This window comes from Arthrobacter sp. NPDC055138, from assembly GCF_053607305.1.
The window spans coordinates 509,134-535,043 of the sequence record NZ_JBSGTH010000001.1 but is presented as its reverse complement, the minus strand read 5'-3'; the positions used below and the strand labels follow the sequence as shown (position 1 = coordinate 535,043).

Here is a 25,910-nt window from a genome sequence, read left to right as displayed (position 1 = left end):
GCAGCTCATCCCGGTGCGGCGCTTTATTCAGCGCACATTTCATTTCCACTCCTTCTGCCCCGAGGAGAACGGGGATTCAGACCACGCTTGTTCGCTGACCGAACACGCGTTCACTATTTCAAGTGTGGTCGATGCCACTCAGTGACGTCAAACACTCTAAGGCATCGTTACGCAGCCGAAACCACAAGACAGTGTTTGACACTGTTTGAGACAGAAGAATTGAAATAATCAACGGATTGTGGTTGGAGATTCAGCGCTTTCGGCCGAAGATGAAGTAGGCCGCGGGTCCGATGAAGTTGAGGAACGACGCCGCGAACCACGCCGGCTTCGGTCCGTTGACCAGAGCCGCCGGGCGCTTCTTCAGGTCCCTCAGCGCGGCGGTCTGCAGGGCAATCTGCACCGCGGCCGTCGCGGCAACACGCAGTTTCTGGCCCCCGCTCAGATCCTTGAAGGACTTTTTCTTGGTGGCCCTCTTCAATGCGTTCCTCATGGCGGTCTCCCGGTCTATTCAGGCAGCAGGTGCCAACAGTCTAGGCGCGCACCGGCAGACGGAGTAGGGGGTCAGTGGTCCCGTTCGTACCGCCACGGCAGCGAACCCGTGGAGAGCCGGTGCCTGGCCCCGGCCGAAGCGGCCGCGCCGGGGCCCGGGTAAGCATCGTCGCCCGCCCAGACGATGGCATGGCCGGTGTCCGGATCCTCGATCATGTAGCTCTCAAAATCGAACGGCTGCGCCCCGCGGGCCGCCTCCAAAGCGTCGGCCACGGTGCCGAATCCGCTCAGTTCGTGCAGCGTGACCCAAGTCGGCGGGACCAGTTGCATGCTGCCGGACTGGTGCAGGCTGAGCGCTTCCCGTGGCGACAGCCACGAGTAGCCGGCCAGCTCGGCGTCGTTCAGTTGGACCTCACCAACCGGCGCTGCCGCCACGAAGAACCATGTCTGGAAGCGGCGAACCAGGCTGTGCCGGGGCACCCAGTTGGACAGATGCACCAGCTCCTGCCCGGAGATCCGCAGCCCGGTCTCTTCAAACGTCTCACGGACGCCCGCATTCCTCGCTGCCGCCAACTGCTGGGCAAGGTCATTGACGACGGCGGTGCCCGCCGCCGCGGGCCCGCCGGCTTCCGCTTCGGCCGCCACGTAGTCCTCCGGGTCAACCTTGCCGCCGGGGAATACCCAGGCCCCGGCGAAGGTTCCCTTGCCAGGCCGTTCCAGCATCAGGACCTCGAGTCCGTCCGCACTGTCGCGCAACAAAACGACCGTTGCCGCCAGCTCCGCCTGGTTCGCCTGACTGTCCACCGCATTGTCCACGTCCCCTAGCTTAGGTCCGTGGCCGAAATGGTTGGTTCCAGTCGACCGCTTTACCCCACGAGAGGACTTCCAGATGAAGATTGCCGTCTACGGCGCCACCGGCATGGTCGGCAGCCAGATCACCGCAGAGGCACTGCGCCGCGACCATCACGTCACCGCGATTTCGCGCAGCGGCACCGCGATGGACGGCGCCACGGCCTTGGCTGCGGAGCTGTCCGATGTGAAGACCTACAAGCAGATTGCCGGCGAGCATGACGTCGTCGTCCTTTCCATCCCGCCGTCGCGCACCGGAGAATCCCACGCGCCGTTCGTGGACGCGCACGAGGCGATCTCAGAGACCCTCATTCCGGCACGGCTGTTCGTGGTGGGCGGCGCCGGTGCCACCGAAGTGGACGGCGTGCAGCTGAAGGACCTGCCCGGCTTCCCGGAGGACTACAAGCCTGAGGCCACCACCATGGCTGAAGTTTTGGAACTGTACCGCTCCGCGTCCGGCCTGGAGTGGACCATGCTGGCCCCCGCGCCGCAGATCGCCCCCGGCGAGCGCACCGGCAGCTACAAGCTGGGCGCCGACTCCCCTGCCGGCGAGAGCGTCTCCACGCAGGACTTTGCGATGGCTGTGCTGGACGAGCTGGAGAACCCGCAGCATGAAAACCGCCGTTTCACGGTAGCCAACTAGGAACCCCCGTGGCCAGGGCGCAGGCACTCTTCAGTGCCAGCGCCCTGGCCCGCCTACTTCAGGGAGAGCAGCCGTTTGACCCGGGGCTTCACCTCGGTGGCCAGCAGCGTGATGGATTCGAGCAGGTGTTCGTGCGGCAGCCCGCCGATGTCGGTCTGCAGGAAGTGCCGCATGTGACCTAGATGGCCGTGCAGGTGGACGATGCGCTCGGCCACTTCGTCCGGGCCGCCCACGTAGTAGGCGCCCGGGGCATCTGCCTGGGCCAGGAAGGCACGCTTGTCCGGCGCCGGCCAGCCGCGCAGCCGACCCATTTCCACATTGAGGTTGTGCCAGCCCGGGTAGAACCGGTCGAGGGCCTCCTGCTTGGTCGGTGCCACCAGGCCCAGGGCCGCCACGGACACCTTGATCTCCGGACCCGCATGGCCCGCCTGGGCGGCGCTGCGCCGGTACAGCTCGGCCAGCGGCGCGAACCGGTGCGGGGCGCCGCCGATGATCCCGTAGGAGATGGGCAGCCCCAGCTGGCCGGCCCGGGCCGAAGAACCGGCGTTGCCTCCGGTGGCCAGCCAGATGGGCAGCCGGCCGGCGGCGGGGCGCGGCACCACGGCCAAATCCGCGATGGCCGGCCGCCGGGAGCCGTTCCAGCTCACTTCGGGCGCGGGGCTGTTGTTGATGGTCATCAGCAGGTCCAGCTTCTGCGCATAGAGCTCGTCGTAGTCGCCCAGGTCGTAGCCGAAGAGCGGGAAGGTTTCGACCGACGAGCCGCGGCCCGCGGTGATTTCGATCCGGCCGCCGCCGGAGATCGCGTCGGCGGTGGCGAACTGCTGGAAGACGCGGACGGGGTCGTCGGTGGAAATGATGCTGGCGGCGCTGCCGAGCTTGATCTGCTTCGTCGCGGCCGCGGCTGCTGCCACGATGGCACCGGGTGAGGACGCGGGCATGCTGGTGGTGTGGTGTTCGCCGATCCCGAAGTAGTCCAGGCCGGCGCCATCGGCGTGGACGATCGCCTCGAAGAGATTGCGTACCGCCTCGGACGTGGCGCGCTGCGAGCCGTCCGGATTCAGCTGCGTGTCGCCGAAGCTGTAGGCACCGATTTCCATGCTGTTTCCTGTTCTGCCCGCTGACGTCGTCAGGGAAGGGCTGGTTGGCTTACCTCGGCCAAGAGGCCGCGGAGCTGCTCGGCGGTGTGGGCCGCGTTGAAGATGTCGGTCCCGGGCTGGAAGAGGCGGCCGGCGGACAGCGGGCCGGCATCGATCGGGTCGTAGCCAAGCCGGTCGATGAATCCGGCGACCAGGGCCTTGGCGTCGTCGTCATCCGAGGCCAGCGCCAGGGCCCGGCGATCGGCGGAGCCGGATTCACGGCCGTCCACTTCAAGCTCTCGATAACCAATGTGGTTCAGCGATTTCACCAGCCGCGCGCCGGCCAGGAACTCCTGAATGACCTCGCTGCTGCCGCGTCCGTCGTCGTCGAAGTCGGCAATCGCACCGTCGGTCTGCGCCCAGTAATTCATCGCATCGACGACGATCCTGCCCGCCAACAGGTCCGGACTCAGCGTGCGGTACTTGTGCAGCGGGACTGCCGCGACGACGAGGTCCGCCGCCGCTGCTTCGGCCGCATCAACAGCTTCCGCTCCCGGCGTGATGATCTCAGCCAGCAAGGCGATCTCGGCTGCCGGCTTGGCCGTGGCGATCTTCACCCGGTAGCCGGCTTTGAGCGCCTGCCGGGCCACGGCGGTGCCCACCCGTCCCGCTCCCAGAATGCCAATCACGCCAAGCTCCACGTCAACTCCCGTTGCGAAAAAATATGTTGCTGGACAGACTATATTCCCAACAGATTATCTGCGCAACTTCGTGTAACCGGTTATGATGTGTGGCATGACAGGAGCACCCGCAGCGGCCGCCGACCGGACGCACGACCAGATCCCCGGCGATCTCGGCTGGAACCTGGGCATGGTGCTGCGCGGCTATCAGTCCCGTTTCGAGGAAGCGGTCGCGGACATGCCCGAGGGGATCCGCGGGTACCAGGTCCTCTCCGCCGTAGTCCACCGGGATCCACCGAACCAGCAGGCGCTGGGCGCCCATCTGGCCATCGACCGAACGGTATTGACGTACCTCCTGGACAAACTGGTGGCTGCCCGGCTGGTGGAACGCGTCCCCGCGGCCAACGACCGGCGCGCGCGGAAGATCGTCCCGACCGGACAGGGCCGCACGGTGCTCTCGCGCTACGAGGTCCGCGTGGCCGCTGCCGAGCAGAGCCTGCTTTCGGGCCTGGCCGCGGACGAGGTTGCCCAGTTGTCCGGACTTATTCGGCGGCTGGCCATGGAAATCCACCGCGCGCAGCCCAACTCCAACCCGTGCGAAGCGATGGACCACCTGCCCTAGACTCGTCCCATGTGGATCGGCTGGATTGAGTTCGACCTGCTCCTGGGCGACGTACATTCGCTGAAGGAAAAACGCTCCGTGCTGCGGCCGATCATCGCCGAGGTGCGGAAGCGGTTCGATGTTTCCGTGGCCGAGGTCGGCCAGCAAAGCCTTTACCGGCGGGCGGAGGTGGGCATCGGTCTGGTCGGCGCCGACCGGGCCCATGTGGTGCAGGTGTTGGACACGGCCGAAAACTACATCGCCTACCGGCCCGGCGTCGACCTGCTCAGCACCCGGCGGAAGGTCCTCTCCAGCGAGGACTGATGTCCGGCGGCGGGGGCGCCCGGCGGCCGCCGGGAGCGTTGTCCGCGACGGATCTTGGTAGCGTGGGTCACGCCAATGATCCAAGCCACGTCCGGGAGGCCCCCGTTGACCACCCCCGCCGCCAACGCGCAGTTTGCCACGGTCGAGGACCTTGTCCGCCACCGTTACGCGTCCGACAAAGCATCGCAGCACCTCGGCATTGAGGTGCTCGAGGCCGAAGAGGGCCGCGTGGTCATGGCCATGCCTGTCCAGGACTACATGCTGAACGGCCACCACATTCTGCACGGCGGATACTTGTTCACCTTGGGCGACACCTGCTTCGCGTTTGTATGCGAGTCGCTGGGCCGCCCGTCCGTGTCCCGGCAGGCCGAAATCACCTACATCGCCCCCGGTGCCGCGGGGTCACGACTGGTCGCCACCGGCGTCGAGCGCACCCGCTTTGGCCGCAACAACATTGTGGATATCTCCATCCATGACCAGGACGGGCAGCATCTGGCCGAACTGCGCGTCTTCGGCGTGCTGGTCCCGAAGAAGTAGTTCCACATCCCCCGCACGAAGGAGCATTCCATGATCACTGTGCCCACGATCGACCTCAACAACGGCGTCGCCATCCCGCAGCTTGGCTTCGGCGTTTTCCAGGTGCCGCCGGCCGAAACGCAGCAGGCGGTGGAAGCTGCCCTGGAAGCGGGCTACCGCCACATCGACACGGCCGCGGCGTACCGGAACGAGTCCGGCGTCGGCGCTGCCATCAAGGCCAGCGGGATCGCCCGTGAAGACCTGTTCATCACCACCAAGCTCCGCAACGGCGAACAGGCCGACGCCCGCCTGGCCTTCGACAACAGCCTGCGCGAACTCGGCCTGGACTTCGTTGACCTCTATCTGATCCACTGGCCGGTGCCCTCGCAGAACCTGTACGTGCAGGCTTGGCAGACGCTCGAAGGGATCTACACCGAAGGCCTCAGCCGGGCCATCGGCGTTTCCAACTTCCTGTCCGAGCACCTGGAGACCCTGCTGGCGGCCGGAGGCACGGTGCCGGCGGTGAACCAGATCGAGATCCACCCGACCTTCCAGCAGCGCGAAGTGGCGGCACTCAGCCGCAAGCACGGCATCGCCGTCGAAGCCTACAGCCCGCTGGGCCAGGGCGCCGATCTGGAGAGCCGGACGGTCACCGCCATCGCCGCAAAATATTTGGCGACCCCGGCCCAGGTGGTGCTCGCCTGGCATCTGGCCAATGGCACCATCGTGATCCCCAAATCCGCCAATCCGGACCGGATAGCGAAGAACCTGGCCGCAGCACGGCTCACCCTCGACGCGGACGATCTGGCCGCCATCACGGCGCTCGACGCCGGCGGCCGCGTGGGCGCCGATCCGGCCACGGCCGCTTTCACCCAGCTCTAGAAACGACGGTTGCCGGTGTCCGAAATGGACACCGGCAACCGGGCGAAGCTGGTGGGCGCTGGCGGCTGAGCGCTAGAGCCGGCGGTACTCGGCCACCATCGGGCAGTCGAACGGATCCCTGGCGGAGAGTCCCACCTTGTTCAGGTACTGGACCACAATTCCGTAGGACTTGGGCAGCGACGTTTCCGTGTAAGGGATCTTGTGGGTGGCGCAGTATTCGCGCACGATCTCGGCGGCCTTGGCCAGATTGGGCCGCGGCATGCTGGGGAAGAGGTGGTGCTCCACCTGGTAGTTCAGCCCGCCCATGAAGGCGTTGATGGAGCCGCTTCCCAGCCGGGTGCGGCCGATGATGTTGCGGCTGGTCAGGACCTGGCGGCTGAGGAAGTCCACCTTGGAGTCCTTGGGGATCAACGGCATGCCCTTGTGGTTCGGCGCGAAGGACGCACCCATGTAGACGCCGAAGACGGCCAGCTGCACCCCGATGAAGGCGAACGCCATGCCGGTGGGCAGGAAGATAAAGATCGCGGCGATATAGAGGGACAGCCTGGCGAAGAGGATGGACAGTTCCCGCTTACGGCCCTTGACTTGGCCGCGGGCAAACAACGACTTGATCGATGTGGCGTGCAGGTTGAGGCCCTCGAGCATCAGCAGCGGGAAGAAAAGGTAGCCCTGGCGGCGGGTGAACCAAGCCATCAGGCCCTTGCGCTCGGCAGCCTGCTCCGGCAGGAAAGAGATGGTGTCCTGTTCGATGTCCGGATCTTTGCCAATGGTATTCGGGTTGCCGTGATGGCGGCTGTGCTTGTTCATCCACCACTGGAAGCTAATGCCCACCACGGCGTTGGCCAAGAACCTGCCGGCACGGTCATTGGCGGGACCTGACTCGAAGACCTGACGGTGGGCCGCCTCGTGGGCTAGGAACGCCAACTGCGTGAACAGGATCCCGAGCGCTGCGGCAATCAGCAGCTGGAACCAGCTGTGGCCCAACAACACGAACCCGGTCACCGCGCCGCCGAGCCCCAGCACCAGCGCCGCAAAGAGGCTGATGTAGAAGCCGCGGCGCTTCCTGAGCAGGCCGGCGTCCCGCACCGTGTTCAAAAGCTGGGAGTAGCCGGTGGCTGCCGACGAACCACGCTTGCTGCGCGTGGAGGTTGCGGGTGGAGATACAGATATGCTCATGCGGCCTTCGGTCGATCGGGTCCGACTTCCCAGCCGCTTCAGTAGGGTGGTTACCCCGTAGATGAAGATCACTCTACGTTGCCTTGCTGAACGCGCGCTGAACGCAGCGCGGCGTGGTAGTGCCATTCGGCATCCCGGCCGCTATCCTGTACAGTGAATCTTGTAGTTGTTGTGTTGCGCATTTGATTTTTAGCAACAGGCCCTTCACCGAAGGGTTTGTGCTTCTCTGAACGGCGGACGAAAAAACACCGCTGCAAGCGATTCGTGAAGTCCGCGGATCGTGAATTACTCGGAGGAGTACAAAAATGGCAACTGGAACCGTCAAGTGGTTTAACTCTGAAAAGGGCTTCGGCTTCATCGCTCCGGACGACGGCTCGGCCGACGTCTTCGCTCACTACTCGGCTATCGAGAACAGCGGCGGATACCGCGAACTGCGTGAAGACCAGAAGGTCGAATTCGAAACCGTGCAGGGCCCCAAGGGCCTGCAGGCTGCAAACATCCGCGGCCTCTAAGACGGCAGCGGCAACGCCGCACTAGTCTTCCAATGGAGCCGGTTCCCGCAAGGGAACCGGCTCCATTGTTTTCCCTCCTACTGGCAGCAACCGGGCTTTCGGGGGCAAACTGTAGGCATGAGCATGATGCCAGCGACCGCCAGTTCCGGATCCTTCCTGGCCGACATGGTCCTGCAGATCCTCTTGTTCACCGGCATCACCATGCTGTGCGTCGGTACTGCCGCCGCCGTGGGCCTGTGGCTGGTGATCCGCCGGATCCGGCGCTCGCGCAGGCTCCGGTACGGACTGCGCTCGGGTGCCCTGACCGTGCGCAGCTACACCAAGGACGACGCCGGCCGCCGCCTTGCGCGGCAACGGCTCGGTCTGCAGCGCTCGGCCGAAGCGACGCGGCGCGCCTTGGCAGCCGCGTTCGCGGAGAGGCGCTTCGTCGGCGAACTGCCGCTGGTGGCGGACCGACTGCATGTCGCATCCCGGTCGCTCGATGAACAACTGAAGCTGGCCGAAGGAGAGCCAGAGCCGGGAGTGAAGCGCTCCCTGACCGCCAGCCTGGACCCCCGGGTCCAGCAGCTGAACCGGCTCTCCGGCGAACTGCGGCAGAATCTGATGGAAGCCGGCTATTCCGCCGATGCCGAACAGTTGGAACTGGCGGGCAGGCATCTGTCCCGCGAGATCGAGGCGCTGCACGCGTGGTCTTCGGCCTACCGCGGCACATCCGGCAGCCACGGCAGTTACAGCCCCACTGCCCCGCTTCGCGGCTGGCTGGACGTCCAGCCGCGCCGCCGGCCCGCCCCGGCGCAGCGCCGGCCCAACCCCACCAGGAGCTAATGTGTCCATCAAACGCCGCATCGGACGCATTATCCGTGCCAACCGCACAGCCAAAGAGGCACCGGTGGACCCTCTGGCCACCATCGCGGCCAGCCAGCAACAACAGTTTGAGGCGGTGGACCAAGCCCGCCGCAGCGTTGCCGACATCGCCGCCGACTGCCGGCGGATCGAGTTGTTGCTGGACGAGGCCAAGGCAGAGCAGTCGTACTGCGACCGCTACGCCGAAGACTCCGTAGCCAGGGGCGACGACGACGGTGCCCGCGAGGCCCTGCACCGCAGCATCACCGCGTCAAAGCGGGTGCAAGCCCTCTCCCGCCAGTATGAACGCATGGCTGAACAGTGGCGCCAACTGAACGGCGAGCTGGGCCGACTGTCTCTGCGGATCGATGAAAGCCGGATGCAGTTCCAGACCCTTCAGGCCCGCCACAGCGTGGCCCAGGCTACGCTCGGCATGCAGCAGGCCGCATCGGCTGCCGCCGGCAGCGCCACCGACATGCAGTCGGCTGCCCGGGACGCCGAGCGGGAGACCCGGCGGATCGAGGCCGAGGCCGCCGCCCGGAATGAAATCGCCTGGTCGGACCCGGACTCGCCCCAGGTACAGGCCGCCTTCGAATGGCTGGAGGCGAGCGCAGAAGTCGAGGGCCAGCTGGGAGAACTCAAGACCAAGGGCAACCAGCCGCCCCGCACCTGAAACTTTGGCTGGTGGCACAGCATTTGGCAGTCCTGTCCTTGGCGGCACGGACAGCGGATACCCTGCGACTCCTGCCCGCAGAATCTGCCAACAGCAACCCTCCGGGCCTCGAGCCCGGCATCCTCGGGACGCATCGGAACCGCCGGCTCCTCTAGGATGGTCACTGCCCACCGGGGCCAGGGCGGCGCGGCGACGGAAAGATGGAGATGGCTGGAATGCACGAGACCTTGACGGAACGCCAAGCCCGCGAGCCCAGCGGCGCGGAGACCCGGGCCGCGGCGGGCAAACCGGTGGTCGTCGTCCTGTACAAGGACAGCCTCCCGCCGGGGATGGCGGACGTGGAAGCTGCCGCCGAGGTACGATATGCCACCGCGGACCAACTGGCCGAGGCTCTCGATGGGGCGCAGGTGCTGTTGCTCTGGGACTTCTTCTCCGCGGCGCTGGAAGATGCTTGGTCTGCCGCCGGCTCGCTGGAATGGATCCATGTGGCCGCCGCCGGTGTGGACAAGCTCCTGTTCGAGGACCTGCGGGAATCCGGGGTGCTGGTGACCAATGCCCGCGGGATCTTCGACCGGCCGATGGCCGAATTCGTGCTCGCCGTGATGCTGGCCTTCGCCAAGAACCTGCCCGGCCTGCTGTCCCTGCAGCGTCAGCGGACCTGGCAGCATCGGGAAACCGAGCGGCTCGAATCCAGCCGCGTGCTGATCGTCGGCACCGGGGCCATCGGCCGCGAGATCGCCCGCGTCCTCAAGGCTGTGGGCCTGCGCGTTTCCGGGGCCGGGCGCACGGCACGCAGCGGTGATCCCGATTTTGGCGAGGTCTACGCCTCGTCCGAACTGGCCGCCGTGGTCGAGGGCTTTGACTGGGTGGTGATGGTGGCACCGCTGACCGCGCAGACCCGGCATCTGGTCGACGCGCCCGTGCTGAAGGCCATGAAGCCCACCGCACGGCTGATCAACGTGGGCCGCGGCGCCAGCGTGGATACCGAGGCGCTGGTGGAGGCGCTGCAGGCCGTTGACATCGCCGGAGCCGCCCTGGACGTGTTCGAAGTCGAGCCGTTGGCGTCCGACCACCCGTTGTGGGCGATGGACAACGTGATGATCTCCCCGCACCTGAGCGGCGACTCCCGGGGCTGGCTGCCGCAGCTCGCCGGCCAGTTCGCGGACAACTTCGGCCGCTACCTCCGGCAGCAGCCGCTGGAGAACGTGATCGACAAGAAGCTGGGCTTCGCCGCACCGTCCTAAACGTTTGCCGCGGGGGCGCTGGGATTCTGCCGCTGCTCGCGGAGGGCCGGCCCGGAATCCTCCGGAACGGCGCCGCCGAGCCTGCCGAGCAGTTCCGCCGCGACCGAAACCGCGATGGCTGCCGGGGCTTTGCCGCCGACGCCGGGCAGGCCGATCGGACAGCGGATGGAGTCCACGTCCTCATGCCCTTCCGCGCGCAGCCGCTGGCGGAACCGGGCCCATTTTGCCGTCGAGCCGATCAGGCCAAGGTCCAGGCCGCCCCGGCGCAGCGCGGCGTCGCACAGCAGGAAATCCTCGGCGTGGTCGTGGGTCATGATGTAGACCTGCGAACCGGCCGGCAAAGCCTGCAGCACGGTCTCCGGTGCCGGGGTGTGGTGGACCGTGACCGCGGCGCTGCCCGCGGTCACGTCGGCCAGCCGGAGCGGATCGAGCTGCCCGTCCCGGCTGTCGATCAGGTGCAGCCGCAAGCGCAGCCGGGAGAGGATCCTGGCCAGCTCAAACCCCACGTGCCCGACGCCGAAGATGGCCACCACCGGATCATGGCACAGCGGTTCCAGCAGGACCTGCACTTCGCCGCCGCAGCACTGGCGTCCGTGCTGGTTCGTCGCGCGCTCGTTGAGCGCAAACGTCAGGGTTTCGGGCGCGCCGGACGCCTCGGCGATCATCCGGCGGGCGCGGTCGATCACCTCGGCTTCCAGGTTGCCGCCGCCGATGCTGTCCCACAGGGCGTCCGCGGCGATGACCATCTTGGCGCCGGCCTCGCGCGGTGCATGGCCTCGCACGGAGACCACGGTGGCGAGTACGCCGGGGCGTCCGTCGTCGCGCAGATTCTGCACCGCAGCCAGCCAGTCCACCGTCAGCCCGCTCCCGATGCGGCCGGCGTCGTCGCGGGTACTGCGCGCCCGGCGGCGGCCCGGGCCTCCTGCACAGCCCAAAAGACAGCTTCCGGCGTCGCCGGGCTGGGCAGCTCGAGCGGACGGCCCGCCGGCCCGAAGGCAGCAGCGGCGGCGCGCAGGGCTTCGCGCACGCTGAAGGCAAGCATCAACGGTGGCTCCCCCACTGCCTTGGACCCGTACACCACACCGCTTTCGGTGGCCCGTTCATACAGGTGGACGTTGAACTCCTCGGGCATCTCGGAGAAGCTGGGGATCTTGTAGGTACTGGCTGCCTGCGTGGCCAGCCGGCCCCGGCCGGGCCCCGCGCTCGTGTCCCAGCGCAGTTCCTCCAAGGTCAGCCAGCCGGCTCCTTGGACGAAAGCGCCTTCGATCTGGCCCTGGTCGATCAGCGGGGACAGGCTGTCGCCGACGTCGTGCACAATGTCGGTGCGCAGGAACCGGTAGGCCCCGGTGAAGCCGTCCACCTCCACCTCGGAGACTGCGGCGCCGTAGGAGAAGTACTTGAAGGGCTCCCCCTGCATGGTGGCGGCGTCCCAATGGATGCCCTCGGTCCGGTAGAAACCGGCTGCGAAGAGCGGCGTGCGCTGGAAGTAGGCCGTGTGCGCCAGTTCGGCAAAGGACAGGCTCTCGGTTGAGCCCAGACCGGTGACGCGGCCGTCGACGAAGCGCACGTTGTAGGGCTGGGTGTTGAGCTTGCGGGCGGCGACTTCGGCCAGTTGCTCGCGGATCTGCTCGCAAGCGTGCTTCACTGCCCCACCGTTGAGATCGGCGCCCGAACTCGCTGCCGTGGCGGAGGTGTTGGGCACCTTGTCCGTACGCGTCGGGGCCAGCCGCACGAAGTCCAGCGGCACGCCCAGGGCGGTGGCGGCCACTTGGCGCATTTTGGTGTGCAGGCCTTGGCCCATCTCCGTGCCGCCGTGGTTGACCAGCACCGAGCCGTCCTTGTAGACGTGGACCAGCGCCCCGGCCTGGTTGAAGGCGGTGAAGTTGAAGGAGATGCCGAACTTCACCGGCGTCATCGCCAGCCCGCGTTTGGTGTGCTCGTGGGTGGCGTTGAACTGCTCCACCGCTTCCCGGCGCCGCTCGACGTCCGCCCGCACTGACAGCTGGGACCAGATGTCGTGCAGCCGTTCGGCGTGCCGGACCGGCTGGCCGTACGGGGTGCTCTGGCCAGGCGCGTACAAGTTGCGGCGCCGCAGCTCGGCCGGTTCGATGCCCAGTGCGGGAGCGCACCGGCCCAGGATGTCCTCGATGACCAGCATGCCCTGCGGCCCGCCGAATCCGCGGAACGCCGTCTGCGAGGTTTTGTTGGTCTTGGCGATCCGGCCCTGGACCTCGACGTCGGGGATAAAGTAGGCGTTGTCGATGTGGCAGAGCGCGCGGGCCAGGACCGGCTCGGACAGATCCAGGCTCCACCCGCCGTCGGACGTGATGGTGGCGCGCAGCGCGAGGAGGAGTCCGTCGTCGTCGAAGCCCACTTCCCAGCGCGCGTGCATCGGATGCCGCTTGCCGGTCAGGGTGATGTCCTGGGTGCGATTCAGGCGCAGTCGGACCGGCCGCCCGGTGAGCACGGCGCCGAGCGCGGCGACGGCGGCCAGCCCATGCGGCTGCATCTCCTTGCCGCCGAACCCGCCGCCCATCCGCAGGCACTGGACGGTGACCTCGCTGTTGGACAGGCCCAGCACGTGGGCGACGATCTCCTGGGTCTCCGAGGGGTGCTGGGTGGAGGACTGGACGAAGACCTGCCCGGACTCGTCAACATGGGCCAGCGAGGCGTGGGTCTCCAGGTAAAAGTGCTCTTGGCCGCCGAACTCGAACGTGCCGCTGAACCGGCGTGGCGCGTGCTTCAGCCCGGCCTCGGCGTCGCCGCGGGCCACCACGGGCTGGTTTCCCTGGTAGCTGGCCGCGTCGATGGCCTCGGTGAGGGTCAGCAGCGACGGCAGCTCCTCGTAGTCCACCTCCACGGCCTCCGCCCCCAGCCGCGCGGCCTCGGCGGTTTCACCCAGCACCCAGCACACGGCGTGGCCGTAATACATCACCTCGTGCGGGAAGAGCGGTTCGTCGTCCTTGGCGCCGGCGTCGTTGACGCCGGGAACGTCATCGGCTGTGAGGACCCTGACCACGCCAGGGATGGCCGACGCCGGCTTGGTGCGCAGCGCGGTCACGTAAGCGTGGGCGTGGGGTGCCTGCACGGGCCATGCATGCAGGCATCCGCGCATCCGCCCGACCAGATCGTCCGTGTACAGGGCCGTTCCGGTCACGTGCAGCGCCGCGCTTTCGTGCGACACCGGCTGGCCAACAGCGGGATTGTCGGGCCGGTCGGCAAGCGAGGTCACCGGATCACCTCCAGCTCCGGCGCGCTCTCGGCGTAGAAGCGCAGCATCGCCTGCTCCAGCATCGCGGTGCGGTAGCGGGCGCTGGCCCGGTGGTCATCCATCGGCGTGCCTTCGCCGGCCATGATGCCGGCGGCTTCCGCCGCGCTCTCCGCGGTCAGTTCCGTGCCGGTCAGCGCGTCCTCGGTGGCCCTGGCCCGCAGCGGGGTCGCGGCAACGCCGCCCAGCCCAATCTTCACATCGGTCAGCACGGCGCCGTCGAACCGGGCCGCGAAGGCGACCGCCACGGAGGAGATATCGTCATAGCGCCGCTTGGCCACCTTGTGGAAGGCGGTGCTCGAAGCCTGCGGCAGCGGCACCCGGACGGCGCGGATGATCTCGTCCGGTTCCCGCACGGTCTGGCGGTAGCCGGTGAAGTAGTCGGCGAGCGCCACCGACCGATCGCCGCGTTTTGAGGTCAGCAGCAAGGTGGCGTCGAGGGCGAGCAGGACCGGCGCGGCGTCGCCGATGGGCGATCCGGTCCCGAGGTTCCCCCCGAGCGTGGCACTGTTCCGGATCAGCCGGGAAGCGAACTGCGGGAAAAGTTTGCTCAGCAGCGGCACCCGCCCGCCCAGTCCCTGCTCCACTTCGGTGAGCGTGAGGGCAGCCCCGATGTCCACGTAGTCGGCTCCCATGTTGAGACCGCGAAGCTCCTGCAGCCGGTCTATGGCCAGCACCAACCGCGGGCGGCTGTGCCGCAGGTTGCGCTCCACCCCGACGTCGGTGGCTCCGGCCACCAGGACGGCGTCGGGATCCTGCTCCCACCGGTCAAGGAGTTCCTGCAGCGTCCCGGGACGGAGGAATTCCGCGCCTTCGGAAACGAACCGCGTCAGCCGGACGGCCGGCGCTGGCGCCTCCCTCCGGACGGCCAGCGGATCCCCGTCGGCCGGCGCAGCGAGCGCGTAGGCGGCGTCGCGGATGGGCCGGTAGCCGGTGCAGCGGCACAGGTTTCCGCTCAGCGCGTGCAGGTCGAAACCGTTGGGTCCATGGTCCGGCGCCGGTTCGCCGGCAGCGGCGGGCCGCCGGTCCGGACGGTAGTACTCGGCCGCCATGGCGCAGACGAAGCCGGGCGTGCAGTAGCCGCATTGGGAGCCCCCGCGGTCCGCCATTTCGCGCTGCACCGGGTGGAGCTCCTCGGTGCTGCAGGCTCCCGGAGCCTGTCCGAGCCCTTCGGAGGTGATGACTTCCCCGCCGTCGAACGCCAGCGCCGCCGGCAGGCAGGAGTTGACCGCGGTCCAGCGGGTGCGGTCCGGCCCGTCGGCGCGCGCCACCAGCACGGCGCAGGCGCCGCATTCCCCTTCGGCGCAGCCCTCCTTGGCCCCAGTCAGGCCCTGGCCGCGCAGCCAGTCAAGCAAGCTGACCTGCGGACCGGCGGCCAACACCCGCGGCACACCGTTGACCTTCACCTCATGCGGCTCCATTGCCTCACGCCCCTCCGCCGTCGGAACACGGGCTGGATCTCAGCAGTCCCCGGTCGGCTCGTCGCCGTAACTGCCCATGATAAAACGTCACGACCTGCATTGGAATGGTTGCCCTGAAACCCAATTCAGGGCACGACGGCGATCGCCTGCTCCGGCGGGTTCGCCGAGTTCCGTTCCGTGGCAGATGGGGGACGCGGCTGCTACCGTCGGAGCCAATCACAGCCCCGAAGACCATTACCGTGCAAAGGCAGGACCATGGACGAGAACGCTCAAAGGGTGGACCGGGGCAGCCTGCAGATCGACGCGCCGCCGGCAACGGTCTACCGCGCGCTGACCGACCCGAACAGCCTCGAAAGGTGGCTGCCGCCGGAGGGCATGGTGGCCCGCGTGGAGCACTTCACGCCGGGGGTCGGCGGCGGTTTCCGCATGGTCCTCACCTACCTGGACGCCTCCGGCCACGGCAAAACCTCCGAGACGACTGACGTCACCAACGTCGAATTCGTCGACCTGGTCCCGTACGAGAAAATCGTGCAGCAGGTCAGATTCACGTCCGACGACGCCGGCTTCGCCGGAACGATGACCATGACGTGGGAGCTGCAGGCGCAACCGTCGGGCACCTTGGTGAGTGTTGCCGCCACCAATGTGCCGCCGGGCATCTCCGTCGCCGATCATGAAGCCGGGCTGGCCTCGTCGTTGGCGAACCTAGCCGCCCACGTCGAGCAAGGGACCGGCACACAGTAGCCCTGCCGCCGGGCTAGCCGAGGGCCTTGGCGATTTTCTCGGCGGTAGTGTGCAGGTGCTCCACGATGCTGGGCAGGCGGCCGGACTTCATCCGCTGGTCCGGCCCTGTCGCGGTGAGTCCGCCGAGGAGGAATCCGTCGGCATCCCGGACGGCGACGGCCACGGCAAACAGGCCCTCCTCGAGTTCGTTGTCGAGCACGGAGTACCCGTTCCGCCGGACTTCGTGGATCTCCTGCAGCAGGACACCGCGGTCGGTGATGGTCTGCCGGGTGATCGGAGTCAGCGTTTCGGGCAGCAGCTGGATGATCTTCTCGTCGTCCAGATCGGCTAGCAAAATTTTCCCTGTCGCACTCGCATACAGCGGGTATTGGCGGTGCACATACAGCTGCGAAACGCTGAGAATCCTCGACGCAGAGGCCTCGGCGATGAGGTCATACTCCGTGGCGCTCTTGTTCAGAGCGAACGTGACGGTTTCGTTGATCTCCTGGGCGAACCGTTCAAGGATCGGCTGCACCTTCGCACCCACGCCGGCCGTCGGGTCGGCCAGCCGGCCGAGCCGCGCCATTTCCCAGCCGAGGGTGTAGTTGTTGTCGGACCGGTCGACGAACCCGACCTGCTCCATGCTCAACAGCAGCCGGAACGCCGTGGGGCGGGTCAGGCCGACGTTCTGGGCGAGTTCGGTGACGGTGATTCCCTGGGGGTGTCGGCCCAGCTCGCGCAACAGCGTCATCGCCTTGACCACGGACTTGTTGGTGAGGTCCGGCGCGTCAACGCTTTCGGCGTTCGATTCTGTTTCCGGCATGGTCAGGCATTCCTCTCGGCCGTGCGGGCCGTGTTGTGACGGTCGTTACCACCCTATGTCGCAAACAGGCCGCCGCCCCCGCCCGATCCTTGAACGTTGCGTTCGAATCACCGCTCACCCCTGCCTCCGGCAAAGCGGATCACCATTGACACTACCGTCACGCGTCGCTAAATTGAACGTCACGTTCAGAAATTGAACATACAGCCTCCTCTTTTCAACGGTGCAAGGAAGTGTCGCTGCCATGAAAGACCAGCCCCTGAGCCTCTTCGCCTTCGATACCAACTCCCCGGCCCACCTCACTGCGGGCTCGTGGCGCCACGAGGCGGACCAGGGCCACCGCTACAAGGACTTGGCGTACTGGAAGGACCTCGCCCGGATGCTTGAAGCCGCCGGGTTCGACGGGATCTTCCTCGCCGACACCATCGGCTACCACGACGTGTACGACGGCCGGCCGGACGCGGCGCTGCGCGATGCCGCCCAGTTCCCCATCAACGATCCGATGCTGCTGATCAGCGGGATGGCGGCCGTGACCGAGAGGCTCACCTTCGGCGTCACGTCCTCGCTGACCTACGAGCCGCCGTACTTGATGGCGCGGCGCTTCAGCACGCTGGACCACCTGACCGGCGGCCGCGTGGGCTGGAATATCGTCACTTCGTATTCGGAGTCCGCGGCCCGCAATCTGGGGATGTCGCAGCAACTTGAACACGACGAGCGCTACGAGTTGGCCGAAGAGTACATGGAGGTCCTGTACAAGCTGTGGGAGCAGTCCTGGGAGCCCGGCGCCGTCGTGCGCGACGCAAAGGGTGCCACCTTCGTCGATCCGGCCCGCGTCCACCCCATCCAGCACAGCGGCAAGTACTTCTCCGTCCCGGGCATGCATCTGTGCGAACCTTCCCCGCAAAGAACTCCCGTGCTGTTCCAGGCAGGCTCTTCCCCGCGCGGAATGGCCTTCGCCGGGCGCCACGCCGAGGCCGTATTCATCAACGCGGTCTCGGTGGAGCAGGCCCGCCGCGGCGTCGAGAAGATCCGGCAGGCCGCCGTCGAAAACGGCCGCGATCCCTACGACATCAAGGTGGTGGTCCTGCTGACGGTCGTCGTCGCGCCCACCGATGCAGAGGCCCAGGCCCTGCACCAGCAAGCCAGCTCCAACGTCAGCCTCGAGGGCGCGCTGGCCCGGTTCGCCGGCTGGACCGGCATCGACCTGTCAGCCGCCGATCTGGACGCGCCGCTGCAGCACGTCAAGACCCGCGGCGTGCAGTCGATCGTGGATATGTTCTCCAAGGCGGATCCGGACCGTGAGTGGACGCCGCGCGCCGTCGCCGAGTTCCTCGGGATCGGCGGCACCGGAAGCACCATCGTGGGCTCGCCCGGCGCTGTCGCCGCCGAGCTCAGGCGCTGGCGAGACCAGGCGGACGTGGACGGCATCAATCTCAGCTACACCACCAAGCCCGACAGCTGGCAGCGGTTCATCGAGCATGCCCTGCCCGAACTGCGCCGCCAAGGACTCGCCGCAGCAGCCCCCGAGACCACCGACGCGCAGCTGACCCTGCGCGAAAAGCTGTACGGCCCCGGGCATCAGTACACCCTGCCGGGACATCCGGCCACCAGGCATCGCGCGGCCGCCGTCGCCATCGCTTCCTAAACCAGCCCAGACACGACCAGACGAACCCACGAAGCAGGAGAAACTCCACATGACTGAAACAACCGATGTGGTCGTTGTCGGCGCCGGATTCGCCGGACTGATCACGGCCCGCGAGCTGACGCGCCAGGGCCTGAACGTCGTCGTCTTGGAGGCCCGGGACCGGATCGGCGGCCGCACCTGGACCGACCACCGGCTCGGCCACGACCTGGAGATGGGAGGCACCTGGCTGCACTGGACGCAGCCGCATTCCTGGGCCGAGGTCACCCGCTACGGATTGGAAGTGACGCGCGGCCCCCGCTCCGAGGAGACCTTCTGGTTGGCCGGCCGGCAGGTGCGCCGCGGCAACCTCGAGGACTTCATGGAGCTCATCGACCCGGGCATGACCCGCCTGCTCGAAGACACCATGAAGTGGATCCCCCGCCCGGACATGCCCCTCGCGGCGCCCGGGATCGAGGACGTCGACCAGTTCAACCTGCAGGAGATGCTCGACAAACTGGACTTGTCCGTGGACGAGCGCAATGCCAACGAAGCGGCCTGGGTCGGTCACTTCAACGCCCCGCTGGAAAGATGCGCCTACACCAACGCCCTCCGCTGGACGGCTGCGACGGCCGGCTCCTGGCATCTGATGCACGAGGCCTCGGCCATCTTCCGGCTCGCGGGCGGCACCCGCAGCCTGGTCGACGCCGTCGCCCGCGACTCGGGGGCCGCTATCCGGCTTGACTCCCCCGTCTCCTCCATTGAGCACGACGCCGAGTCCGCCGTGGTCAGCTACGGCGCAGGACGCACCATCTCCGCATCCCGCGTGGTCCTCACGGTCCCGCAGAACACCCTGCACCAGCTCGACGTCGCACCCGCGCTGCCGGAGGGAAAGATCCGTCCGAGCATTGAGAAAACAGCGTCGCAGGGAGTCAAAGCCTGGATCCGGGTCCGCGGCCCGATCAAGCCGTTCTTCGCCTACTCCTCCCAGCACCACCCGCTCTCGGTGGTGCGCACGGAATTCGTCAGCGATACCGACGCCGTGCTGGTCGCGTTCGGCGCCGATGCCACACGGATCGACGTGAACGACATCCAGGCCGTCCGCAGCGCGCTTCAGGTCTGGCGCAATGACCTGGAGGTGCTGGAGACCACCGGCCACGACTGGATGGCGGATCGGTACTCGCAGGAAACGTGGCTGATCCAGCAGCCGGGCCAGCTGACCCGGTACCTCACCGCTCAGCAGCAAAACACCGGCGTGCTCTACTTCGCCAGCAGCGACTACGCCAACATCTGGGCCGGCTTCATCGACGGCGCCATCGAAAGTGGCCTGCGCGCCGCGCGGGAGGTCCAGGCCAGCATCACCACAGCCACCGCAGAACTCACCCCCACGACCTAAGGAAGAGCCATGAGCCTCGCGGCCGTCACCCCGGCAATCCAGCCCGATCAATACCGCGCCGTCATGCGCCGCTTCCCCACCGGCGTCGCGGCGATCTGCGCCGCCGATCCGGCCACCGGCAGACCCTGCGGCCTGATCGTGGGAACATTCCAGGCGCTCTCGCTGGACCCGGCGCTGGTCACCTTCAGCATCGCCCGCACGTCCACCAGTTGGCCGAAGATCCGCCGCTCGGTCATGTTCAGCGTCAACCTGCTCGCCGACGGACAGCAGCCGGTCTGCAAAGCTCTCGCGGGCAAGGCCGAGGACAAGTTTGCGGCCATCGAGTGGAAACACTCCGCATACGGCACCCCGCACATCGCCGGCTCCCTGGGCTGGATCGACTGCACCATCCAGCAGGAGCTCGACGGCGGCGACCACGTCCTGATCATTGCCAAAGTGCTGGAGATGACGGCCGACGACGGCGACCCCCTGGTCTTCCACGGCGGCCGGCTCGGCGGCTTCCGCGAAAGCACCGCAGCCTGACGCTGGACCAAGGTCTTCGCTTGAGGCACCGGGGTCCGCCGCGAGACAACTCCGGTGCCTGTCCCTAGACTGATGCCGTATACCCCGAGCGATCAGGAGTAGGACTTTGGCGGAAAACCCGACCTTTCAGAATGTCACCTTCGAGTCCGCAGGCGGCGAGGCCCACGGCTATCTGTCCCTGCCGGAGTCCGGATCCGGCCCCGGCGTGATTGTCATCCAGGAGTGGTGGGGCCTGGTGGACCACATCCGAGACGTCGCCGACCGGCTGGCGGCCGAGGGCTTCGTAGCGCTGGCTCCGGACCTGTTCGGCGGCCGCATAGCCCACGACGGCAAGGAAGCGGCGCAGATGATGTCCAAGCTGCCCGAGGCCGAAGGCGCGCGCCTGCTGGCCGGAGCCGTGGACTACCTGCTGGCCCACGAGGCCGTCACCAGTTCCACCGTGGGCGCCATCGGCTTCTGCATGGGCGGCGGTTTTGTCCTCGCACTGGCCGCGCAGCAGGGCGAACGGATCAGCGCCGCCGTGCCGTTCTACGGCGTGGGCCAGGCCGTCCCCAAGTCCTACGAAGGTGTCCGCGCCGCCATCCAGGGCCATTACGGCGAGCAGGACACGTCCTACCCGGTGGAGAAGGCCAAGGCACAAGAGGAGCAGATCCGCCGCGAATCCGGCACGGAAGTGAACTACTACTTCTACGACGCCCCGCATGCCTTCCACAACGACGAAAATCCGCAGGGCAACTACCGGCCCGAGGCGGCCAAGCTGGCTTGGAGCCGCGCGGTGGAGTTCCTCAAGGACAAGGTGAAGTAGCCTCTACAGTCCAAAAGGTACGACGTCGGTGCGGCACCGACGTCGTGCCTTCGCTTCCTCCGGACTAGTCCGGGACCGGCCATGTTCCGGCGGGTCCGCGCAGGTGCCGTCGCCCGGATGCCGTCTGCTGAGACAGGACTCCGCACCACAGGCCTTTCGCTTTCCGGCCGGTTATGGTTTCATGTGCTCGTGCAGGACAGCGCGCACCCTGGCGGCTACCGCTAGGGGCGACGCCAGAGGAGGCGACATGTCCGCCACTAGTCTGAAACCCGCGGGCCGCCCAGGCGGCCACCGATGAGCGCGCCGACCGGTGGTGGCACGCGAGCGGAGCCGTTCAACGGCCGGCTGGCTCTGTTGCTGGCCATGGCGATGTTCGTGCTCGTCGTCGACACCTCGATCATGAACGTCTCAATCTCTGCAGTGGTGAGGGACATTGACACGACGGTCAGCGGCCTCCAGTCGGCGATTGCACTGGAAGCGCTCGTTTCCGCCGCGTTCATCCTCATCGGCGGCAAGATGGGCGACCTGTTCGGGCGCAAGCGCGCCTACGTGATCGGGCTCGCTTGCTATGCCATCGGCGCGGTGGCGATGACGCTGGCCCAGAGCCTGCTCGTGATCATCATCTTCTGGGCGCTCATCGGCGGGCTGGGGGCTTCGCTCCTTCTTCCGTCCATGCAGTCCCTCATCCATGGCAATTTCGAGGGAGCGGCCCAGAAACGGACCTATGCCTTGGTCGGAGCCTCGGCTGCGATCGCCGCGGCCGTCGGGCCCCTGCTCGGCGGCTTCATCACCACGTTCCTCTCATGGCGTGTTGCCTTCCTGCTCGAAGTTCTGATCATCGCGATCGTTCTATCCGGCATCAAACTCGTCCGCGACGTTCCGTACACGGGGCCGCGGGAGTTCGACGTCATCGGATCCATTCTTTCCTTCGTAGGAATGGGCGGAATAGTGCTCGGCATCCTGGTCTGGCAGGAAGGCGGCGAAGCAGTGGGCGCAATCATTGCCGTCGGTGCTGTCGCGCTGGGCGGCCTGGTCTACTGGCTCGTGCGGCGCAAGCGCCGCGACAAGCCGACGCTGCTGGACCCGAACCTGTTCCAATCGAAGGCCTTTCGTTTTGGTGCCACCGGCCAAATGCTCCAGCAGATCGCCCTGGGCGGCACGATGATCGTGCTGCCGATCTACCTCCAGATGGTGCTCGAATACAATGCCCTGCAGGCAGGGTTGTCGATCGCCCCGCTCTCGCTGACCATGTTCGCGATCGCCATGCTCGCAGGAAAAAAGGCTGCGACGCGACGCCCAGCCGGCCTCATCAGGTGGGGCTTCCTGATCCTGACAGTGGGCCTGTTGGTGCTCGTGCCCCTGGTGCCGCGCGCGGACTCCGGTTGGTGGCTCCTGCTCCCACTGGTGATCGCGGGATGCGGTCTGGGACTGCTGGTTTCCCAGCTCAACGATTACACCTTGTCCCCGATTTCGGACGAGCGGGTCAGCGAGGCCGCGGGTGTGAACTCCGCCGCGGGATCGTTCGGCCTGTCATTCGGTCTCGCCTTTGCCGGCGCGATCATGCTGGCGTCGCTCTCGATCATCTTCACCAGCATGGCGACGTCGAGCACGGTACTCGCGCCCGACGAACAGCAGCAGGTCGCGCAGGTGCTGGAAGATGATGCCCAAGTACTGAGCAACACGCAACTCGAGGAACTCCTCGCCGGCCAACCGGAGGACGTTCAGGACGAGATCATCCGCATCAACACGGATGCCCGGCCCATCGCACTGCAAATCGCGCTCTTCATCCCGATACTCGCCGGCCTCGCCGGCCTGGCCAACTCCTTCCGCATGGTGAAGCTCCCCGATTCCAAGCGCTCCGGCGCGGGGGAAGGCACACTCCTGGGCTGAGCCTCCGCGCGAGGGTGCGACAGGCCGCCCTGAGCACCGGGCGCCGGATGATCTCCTCTACGCTCCCCTTGAGATCCGGCAGCAGCTTGCGCCGGGATCGCCCTGTCAGAAAACGGCGGCTGGCTGCAACCCAGGCTCGGACGTGGGTATGCTGCACAAGACCCTGGGTATTGACGATCAGTTCCTTGGATCGATCAGTTCCTCCTCAACGGGAAGAAGAGCCTGTGAAAGCTGAGACCAATCCGCCGGGTGCCGGGCAAAGCGCGGCCGAAGGTCAGCCGTGGCCCCGCAGCATCGCCGTGATCGGTGCTGCCGGACTCATCGGGTCGGGCGTGGTGTACCAACTCGCACTGGCAGGTGTCGGCAGCACGATCCAGTTGGTCGACGTCAAAGAGAACGTCGCGCGCGCCCATGCCATCGACATCTCCGAGGCCCAGGTCCTGGCCGGTGTCGGGGCACCGCAACTGAGCGTTGTTAATCCAGCCGCTGCCGACTCCTTTGACGAAGTTGACGTGGTCATCGTGGCCGCGTCGGCCCCGGAGGTGCCTGGCGGGGACCGGCGCGACTTCTTGGCCGCGAATCTGCGGTTGCTCAGGTTGCTGGCCCCCACAATTGAGAAGCTCTCGGGCGAGGACGGCGTAGTCCTGTTGCTGTCCAACCCGGTCGACGTCCTGGCCGATTGCCTGCACCGGATCACCGCCATCAGCCCGGACCGGATACTGGGCTACAGCATCAACGACTCTGTGCGGTTCCAAGCCGCGGTAGCCAGGGAACTCGGAATAGAACCGCATCGGATCCGCGCCCAGGTCCTGGGCGAGCATGGCAATGGACAGGTGCCATGCTTCAGTTCCCTGCTGGTTGACGGGGCACCGGTAGCCCTGTCCGCTACCCAGCAGGAACACATCCGCGAGGATATCGATGGCTGGTTCCAGCGCTGGTCTGCGCTGGAACCAGGCCGGAGTTCAGGCTGGACCACCCCACTCGGTGTGGTCCGCATGATCGGCATGATGGCCCGCGGCGAAACCTTTCCCGCAGCCGCGTGGACCGCTGGAGCTCAAGGCCTCGCTGAAGCCTTCATCGCCCTGCCGGTAACGATGAGCTCCGGAAGGGCCAAGCTGACCGAGTGGCAGGGCTCCGCCGAGGAGCAGGCGGCCCTCGTCAAAGCCGCGGCGTCCGTGCGGGAGGCAGCCGCCCTCAACCTGACGCAAGATTATTCGCAAGAACTCTCACAAGAGCCGGGCCGCCCCGGCCAACCAACGCAGTAATTGCAAACAACAAAAAGACTAGGAAGGCATACCAGTGGCCAGCACAAAGAAGACGGTACTGGAGACGACCTTGGATGTGTTCCGTGCGCACGGCATGACCACCATCTTCGGCAACCCCGGGTCCAACGAACTCCCGTTCCTCGCCGGCCTGACCGATGAATTCGACTTCATCCTGGGACTACACGAGCAGGTGGTGGTGGGGATGGCCGAGGGCTACGCCCGCGCCACCGGCAGGCCCGCGCTGGTGAACCTGCACGCCGCCTCCGGGTCGGGCAACGCCATGGGCGCACTGACCAACGCGCACTACGGACACATCCCGATGGTCATCTTGGCCGGACAGCAGGTCCGCCGCACCGTGGGCCAGGAGACGATGCTGGCCAGTGCCGACGCCTCGATCCTGCCGGCCCCGCTGGTCAAGTACTCGCACGAACCGCTGGCCGCCGCGGACGTTCCGCGCACGCTCTCCCAGGCCGTGTTCGAGACCTCCGCCCAGCCGCGCGGGCCGGTCTACGTCTCGGTCCCGCTCGATGACTGGGCGGAATCAGCCCTCGACGACGACGTCCTGCTCACCGAGCGGTCGATGGTCACCGCCGGCGGCCTCACCGATGCCTTAGCGCAGGAACTCATCGCGGCAGTCGACGGCGCGAAAAGGCTCGCGCTTGTCGTCGGCCCGCAGGTGGACGCCGCCGCCGTCGATGATCCCAGCGTGTTCGATGCCGTCGTGGCGCTGGCGGAGAAAACGGATGCCTCCGTCTTCGTCGCCCCGTCGCCCTCGCGCGGCCCCTTCCCCACCACCCACCCGAACTTTGAAGGCGTCATCGTCCCGGGCATCCAGTCCGTGCGCGACCGCCTCGCCGGCCACGACGTGGTCCTGGTTCTCGGTGCCGCCGTCTTCCGCTATCACCGCTGGGAGCCGAGCAACTACCTGGAGGCCGGGACCCAGGTCATCCAGCTGACCCAAGACCCCCGCGAGGCGACCCGCGCGCCGTTCGGCCGGTCCGTCGTCGCCGATGTGGCAGGCGCGGCGAAGGCGCTGGCCCAAGGCGTGAAGGACCGGGGCCAGCGGCGCGGCGAGCCCGGCAGCCGGGAGCTGCCGGCGGCCAAGACCTCCCCGGACGGCATGACCGGCACGGAAATTCTCGAAGTGCTGAACGCCCACGTCAATGACACGGTCGCCTACGTCAACGAGACCACCACGCTGGACCTGGACTACCTGGAGCGCATCGCCCTCGACCGGCCGGGCATGTACAACTTCCCGGCGTCGGGCGGCCTGGGCTTCGGCCTGCCGGTGGCGGTCGGCATGTCCCTCGGCGCTCCCGGAAAGACCATCGTGGCCACCGTGGGCGACGGCTCCGCGAACTACGGCATCACGGCGCTGTACACCGCAGCCCAGCGGCAGACCCGGACTGTGTTCGTCATCGTCAACAACTCCAGCTACGGCGCCCTCGCCGGCTTCGCCCAGCGGATGGGTGTGCCGGACGTGCCAGGCCTCAAGCTCGGCGGCATCGATTTCGTCTCCATCGCCGAGGGCTACGGGGTGCCCGCCGAGCGCACCAGCACCCGCGAAGAGTTCGACGCGGCCTACCAGAAGGCGCTGCAAGCCACCGGCCCGGTGCTGATCGACGCGCAAGTAGTCGGCGGCTGATTCCGAACAGCGCCCGGCGCGCTCGAGAG

Annotated in this window: 26 protein-coding genes; 17 read left to right on the top strand and 9 right to left on the bottom strand. The window is 67.1% G+C overall.

Translation table 11 applies throughout. The features are described 5' to 3' along the window. Nucleotides 1-250: 250 nt before the first annotated feature. Together ACWF5H_RS02600 and ACWF5H_RS02595 are read right to left on the bottom strand one after the other, a co-directional pair. Nucleotides 251-490: a PLD nuclease N-terminal domain-containing protein gene (locus ACWF5H_RS02600; RefSeq protein WP_364649526.1), complete on the bottom strand. Its 240-nt coding sequence runs from the start codon at nt 488-490 to the stop codon at nt 251-253. 71 nt (nt 491-561) lie between these two features. Next, complete coding sequence (locus ACWF5H_RS02595) at nt 562-1,305, bottom strand: NUDIX hydrolase (RefSeq protein WP_452034647.1); 744 nt, start codon at nt 1,303-1,305, stop codon at nt 562-564. A gap of 73 nt (nt 1,306-1,378) precedes the next feature. Here ACWF5H_RS02595 and ACWF5H_RS02590 point away from each other — a divergent pair, with 73 nt between their 5' ends. Next, a complete protein-coding gene (locus ACWF5H_RS02590) occupies nt 1,379-1,981 on the top strand; it encodes an NAD(P)-dependent oxidoreductase (RefSeq protein ID WP_452034646.1) in 603 nt (200 codons plus the stop codon). 53 nt (nt 1,982-2,034) lie between these two features. Here the strand turns inward: ACWF5H_RS02590 and ACWF5H_RS02585 are convergent, their stop codons facing one another. Then, nucleotides 2,035-3,078, bottom strand: a complete 1,044-nt coding sequence (locus tag ACWF5H_RS02585) for an LLM class flavin-dependent oxidoreductase (protein WP_452034644.1) — start codon at nt 3,076-3,078, stop codon at nt 2,035-2,037. Between the two features lie 29 nt (nt 3,079-3,107). Then, nucleotides 3,108-3,746, bottom strand: coding sequence for an NADPH-dependent F420 reductase (locus ACWF5H_RS02580; protein ID WP_452034642.1), 639 nt, complete (start codon nt 3,744-3,746; stop codon nt 3,108-3,110). A gap of 106 nt (nt 3,747-3,852) precedes the next feature. On the opposite strand from ACWF5H_RS02580, the gene ACWF5H_RS02575 reads away from it, so the two are divergent. The 4 genes from ACWF5H_RS02575 to ACWF5H_RS02560 all read left to right on the top strand — a co-directional run bounded on the left by ACWF5H_RS02575 (nt 3,853) and on the right by ACWF5H_RS02560 (nt 6,060). Next, nucleotides 3,853-4,359: a MarR family winged helix-turn-helix transcriptional regulator gene (locus tag ACWF5H_RS02575; protein WP_452034640.1), complete on the top strand. Its 507-nt coding sequence runs from the start codon at nt 3,853-3,855 to the stop codon at nt 4,357-4,359. A 9-nt stretch (nt 4,360-4,368) separates the two neighbouring features. Further along, complete coding sequence (locus ACWF5H_RS02570) at nt 4,369-4,662, top strand: DUF503 domain-containing protein (RefSeq protein ID WP_353918177.1); 294 nt, start codon at nt 4,369-4,371, stop codon at nt 4,660-4,662. A 105-nt stretch (nt 4,663-4,767) separates the two neighbouring features. After that, entirely contained in the window at nt 4,768-5,199 is a 432-nt protein-coding gene (locus ACWF5H_RS02565) for a hotdog fold thioesterase (protein WP_452034639.1), read from the top strand. Nucleotides 5,200-5,229: 30 nt separating this feature from the next. Continuing rightward, nucleotides 5,230-6,060 (top strand): aldo/keto reductase, encoded by an 831-nt coding sequence (locus ACWF5H_RS02560; RefSeq protein WP_452034638.1) that lies wholly within the window; start codon nt 5,230-5,232, stop codon nt 6,058-6,060. 72 nt (nt 6,061-6,132) lie between these two features. On the opposite strand, the gene ACWF5H_RS02555 is transcribed toward ACWF5H_RS02560, so the two are convergent. After that, nucleotides 6,133-7,236 (bottom strand): fatty acid desaturase family protein, encoded by a 1,104-nt coding sequence (locus ACWF5H_RS02555; protein ID WP_452034636.1) that lies wholly within the window; start codon nt 7,234-7,236, stop codon nt 6,133-6,135. Between the two features lie 305 nt (nt 7,237-7,541). On the opposite strand from ACWF5H_RS02555, the gene ACWF5H_RS02550 reads away from it, so the two are divergent. The 4 genes from ACWF5H_RS02550 (at nt 7,542) to ACWF5H_RS02535 (ending at nt 10,508) form a co-directional block, all read left to right on the top strand. After that, a complete protein-coding gene (locus ACWF5H_RS02550; RefSeq protein WP_127512299.1) occupies nt 7,542-7,748 on the top strand; it encodes a cold-shock protein in 207 nt (68 codons plus the stop codon). 117 nt (nt 7,749-7,865) lie between these two features. Further along, the gene (locus ACWF5H_RS02545; RefSeq protein ID WP_452034635.1) at nt 7,866-8,573 is read left to right on the top strand and encodes a hypothetical protein; all 708 of its coding nucleotides are present in this window, start codon (nt 7,866-7,868) and stop codon (nt 8,571-8,573) included. 1 nt (nt 8,574) lies between these two features. Further along, nucleotides 8,575-9,264 (top strand): PspA/IM30 family protein, encoded by a 690-nt coding sequence (locus ACWF5H_RS02540; protein ID WP_452034633.1) that lies wholly within the window; start codon nt 8,575-8,577, stop codon nt 9,262-9,264. A 206-nt stretch (nt 9,265-9,470) separates the two neighbouring features. Next, a complete protein-coding gene (locus tag ACWF5H_RS02535) occupies nt 9,471-10,508 on the top strand; it encodes a D-2-hydroxyacid dehydrogenase (RefSeq protein WP_452034632.1) in 1,038 nt (345 codons plus the stop codon). Here the strand turns inward: ACWF5H_RS02535 and xdhC are convergent. Genes xdhC through ACWF5H_RS02520 form a run of 3 tightly spaced genes read right to left on the bottom strand, consistent with a single transcriptional unit; the run spans nt 10,505 to nt 15,197 of the window. Next, on the bottom strand, nt 10,505-11,362 hold the full coding sequence (xdhC, locus tag ACWF5H_RS02530; RefSeq protein WP_452034631.1) for a xanthine dehydrogenase accessory protein XdhC: 858 nt from the start codon (nt 11,360-11,362) through the stop codon (nt 10,505-10,507). The genes ACWF5H_RS02535 and xdhC overlap by 4 nt on opposite strands. Before the next feature lie 2 nt (nt 11,363-11,364). Then, the gene (xdhB, locus tag ACWF5H_RS02525) at nt 11,365-13,740 is read right to left on the bottom strand and encodes a xanthine dehydrogenase molybdopterin binding subunit (protein ID WP_452034629.1); all 2,376 of its coding nucleotides are present in this window, start codon (nt 13,738-13,740) and stop codon (nt 11,365-11,367) included. Further along, the gene (locus tag ACWF5H_RS02520; RefSeq protein WP_452034628.1) at nt 13,737-15,197 is read right to left on the bottom strand and encodes a xanthine dehydrogenase small subunit; all 1,461 of its coding nucleotides are present in this window, start codon (nt 15,195-15,197) and stop codon (nt 13,737-13,739) included. The genes xdhB and ACWF5H_RS02520 overlap by 4 nt, the downstream gene beginning before the upstream one ends. 255 nt (nt 15,198-15,452) lie before the next feature. Between ACWF5H_RS02520 and ACWF5H_RS02515 the strand changes: the two genes are divergently transcribed. Then, nucleotides 15,453-15,938 carry an SRPBCC family protein gene (locus tag ACWF5H_RS02515; RefSeq protein WP_452034627.1) on the top strand — a complete coding sequence of 162 codons (486 nt, stop codon included), beginning with the start codon at nt 15,453-15,455 and terminating at the stop codon, nt 15,936-15,938. Nucleotides 15,939-15,951: 13 nt separating this feature from the next. Here ACWF5H_RS02515 and ACWF5H_RS02510 read toward each other — a convergent pair whose 3' ends face one another. Beyond that, complete coding sequence (locus tag ACWF5H_RS02510) at nt 15,952-16,740, bottom strand: IclR family transcriptional regulator (protein ID WP_452034625.1); 789 nt, start codon at nt 16,738-16,740, stop codon at nt 15,952-15,954. Nucleotides 16,741-16,981: 241 nt separating this feature from the next. Between ACWF5H_RS02510 and ACWF5H_RS02505 the strand changes: the two genes are divergently transcribed. From ACWF5H_RS02505 to mdlC, 7 genes are all read left to right on the top strand, one after another. Continuing rightward, nucleotides 16,982-18,382 (top strand): LLM class flavin-dependent oxidoreductase, encoded by a 1,401-nt coding sequence (locus tag ACWF5H_RS02505; RefSeq protein WP_452034624.1) that lies wholly within the window; start codon nt 16,982-16,984, stop codon nt 18,380-18,382. Between the two features lie 49 nt (nt 18,383-18,431). Beyond that, a complete protein-coding gene (locus ACWF5H_RS02500; protein WP_452034622.1) occupies nt 18,432-19,754 on the top strand; it encodes a flavin monoamine oxidase family protein in 1,323 nt (440 codons plus the stop codon). Between the two features lie 9 nt (nt 19,755-19,763). After that, the gene (locus ACWF5H_RS02495) at nt 19,764-20,276 is read left to right on the top strand and encodes a flavin reductase family protein (RefSeq protein WP_452034621.1); all 513 of its coding nucleotides are present in this window, start codon (nt 19,764-19,766) and stop codon (nt 20,274-20,276) included. Between the two features lie 106 nt (nt 20,277-20,382). Then, nucleotides 20,383-21,081, top strand: a complete 699-nt coding sequence (locus ACWF5H_RS02490) for a dienelactone hydrolase family protein (RefSeq protein ID WP_452034619.1) — start codon at nt 20,383-20,385, stop codon at nt 21,079-21,081. Between the two features lie 294 nt (nt 21,082-21,375). Beyond that, complete coding sequence (locus ACWF5H_RS02485) at nt 21,376-22,971, top strand: MFS transporter (protein ID WP_452034617.1); 1,596 nt, start codon at nt 21,376-21,378, stop codon at nt 22,969-22,971. A gap of 224 nt (nt 22,972-23,195) precedes the next feature. Beyond that, nucleotides 23,196-24,236, top strand: a complete 1,041-nt coding sequence (locus tag ACWF5H_RS02480; RefSeq protein WP_452034616.1) for a lactate/malate family dehydrogenase — start codon at nt 23,196-23,198, stop codon at nt 24,234-24,236. Between the two features lie 34 nt (nt 24,237-24,270). Further along, on the top strand, nt 24,271-25,881 hold the full coding sequence (mdlC, locus tag ACWF5H_RS02475; protein WP_452034614.1) for a benzoylformate decarboxylase: 1,611 nt from the start codon (nt 24,271-24,273) through the stop codon (nt 25,879-25,881). Nucleotides 25,882-25,910 lie beyond the last annotated feature (29 nt).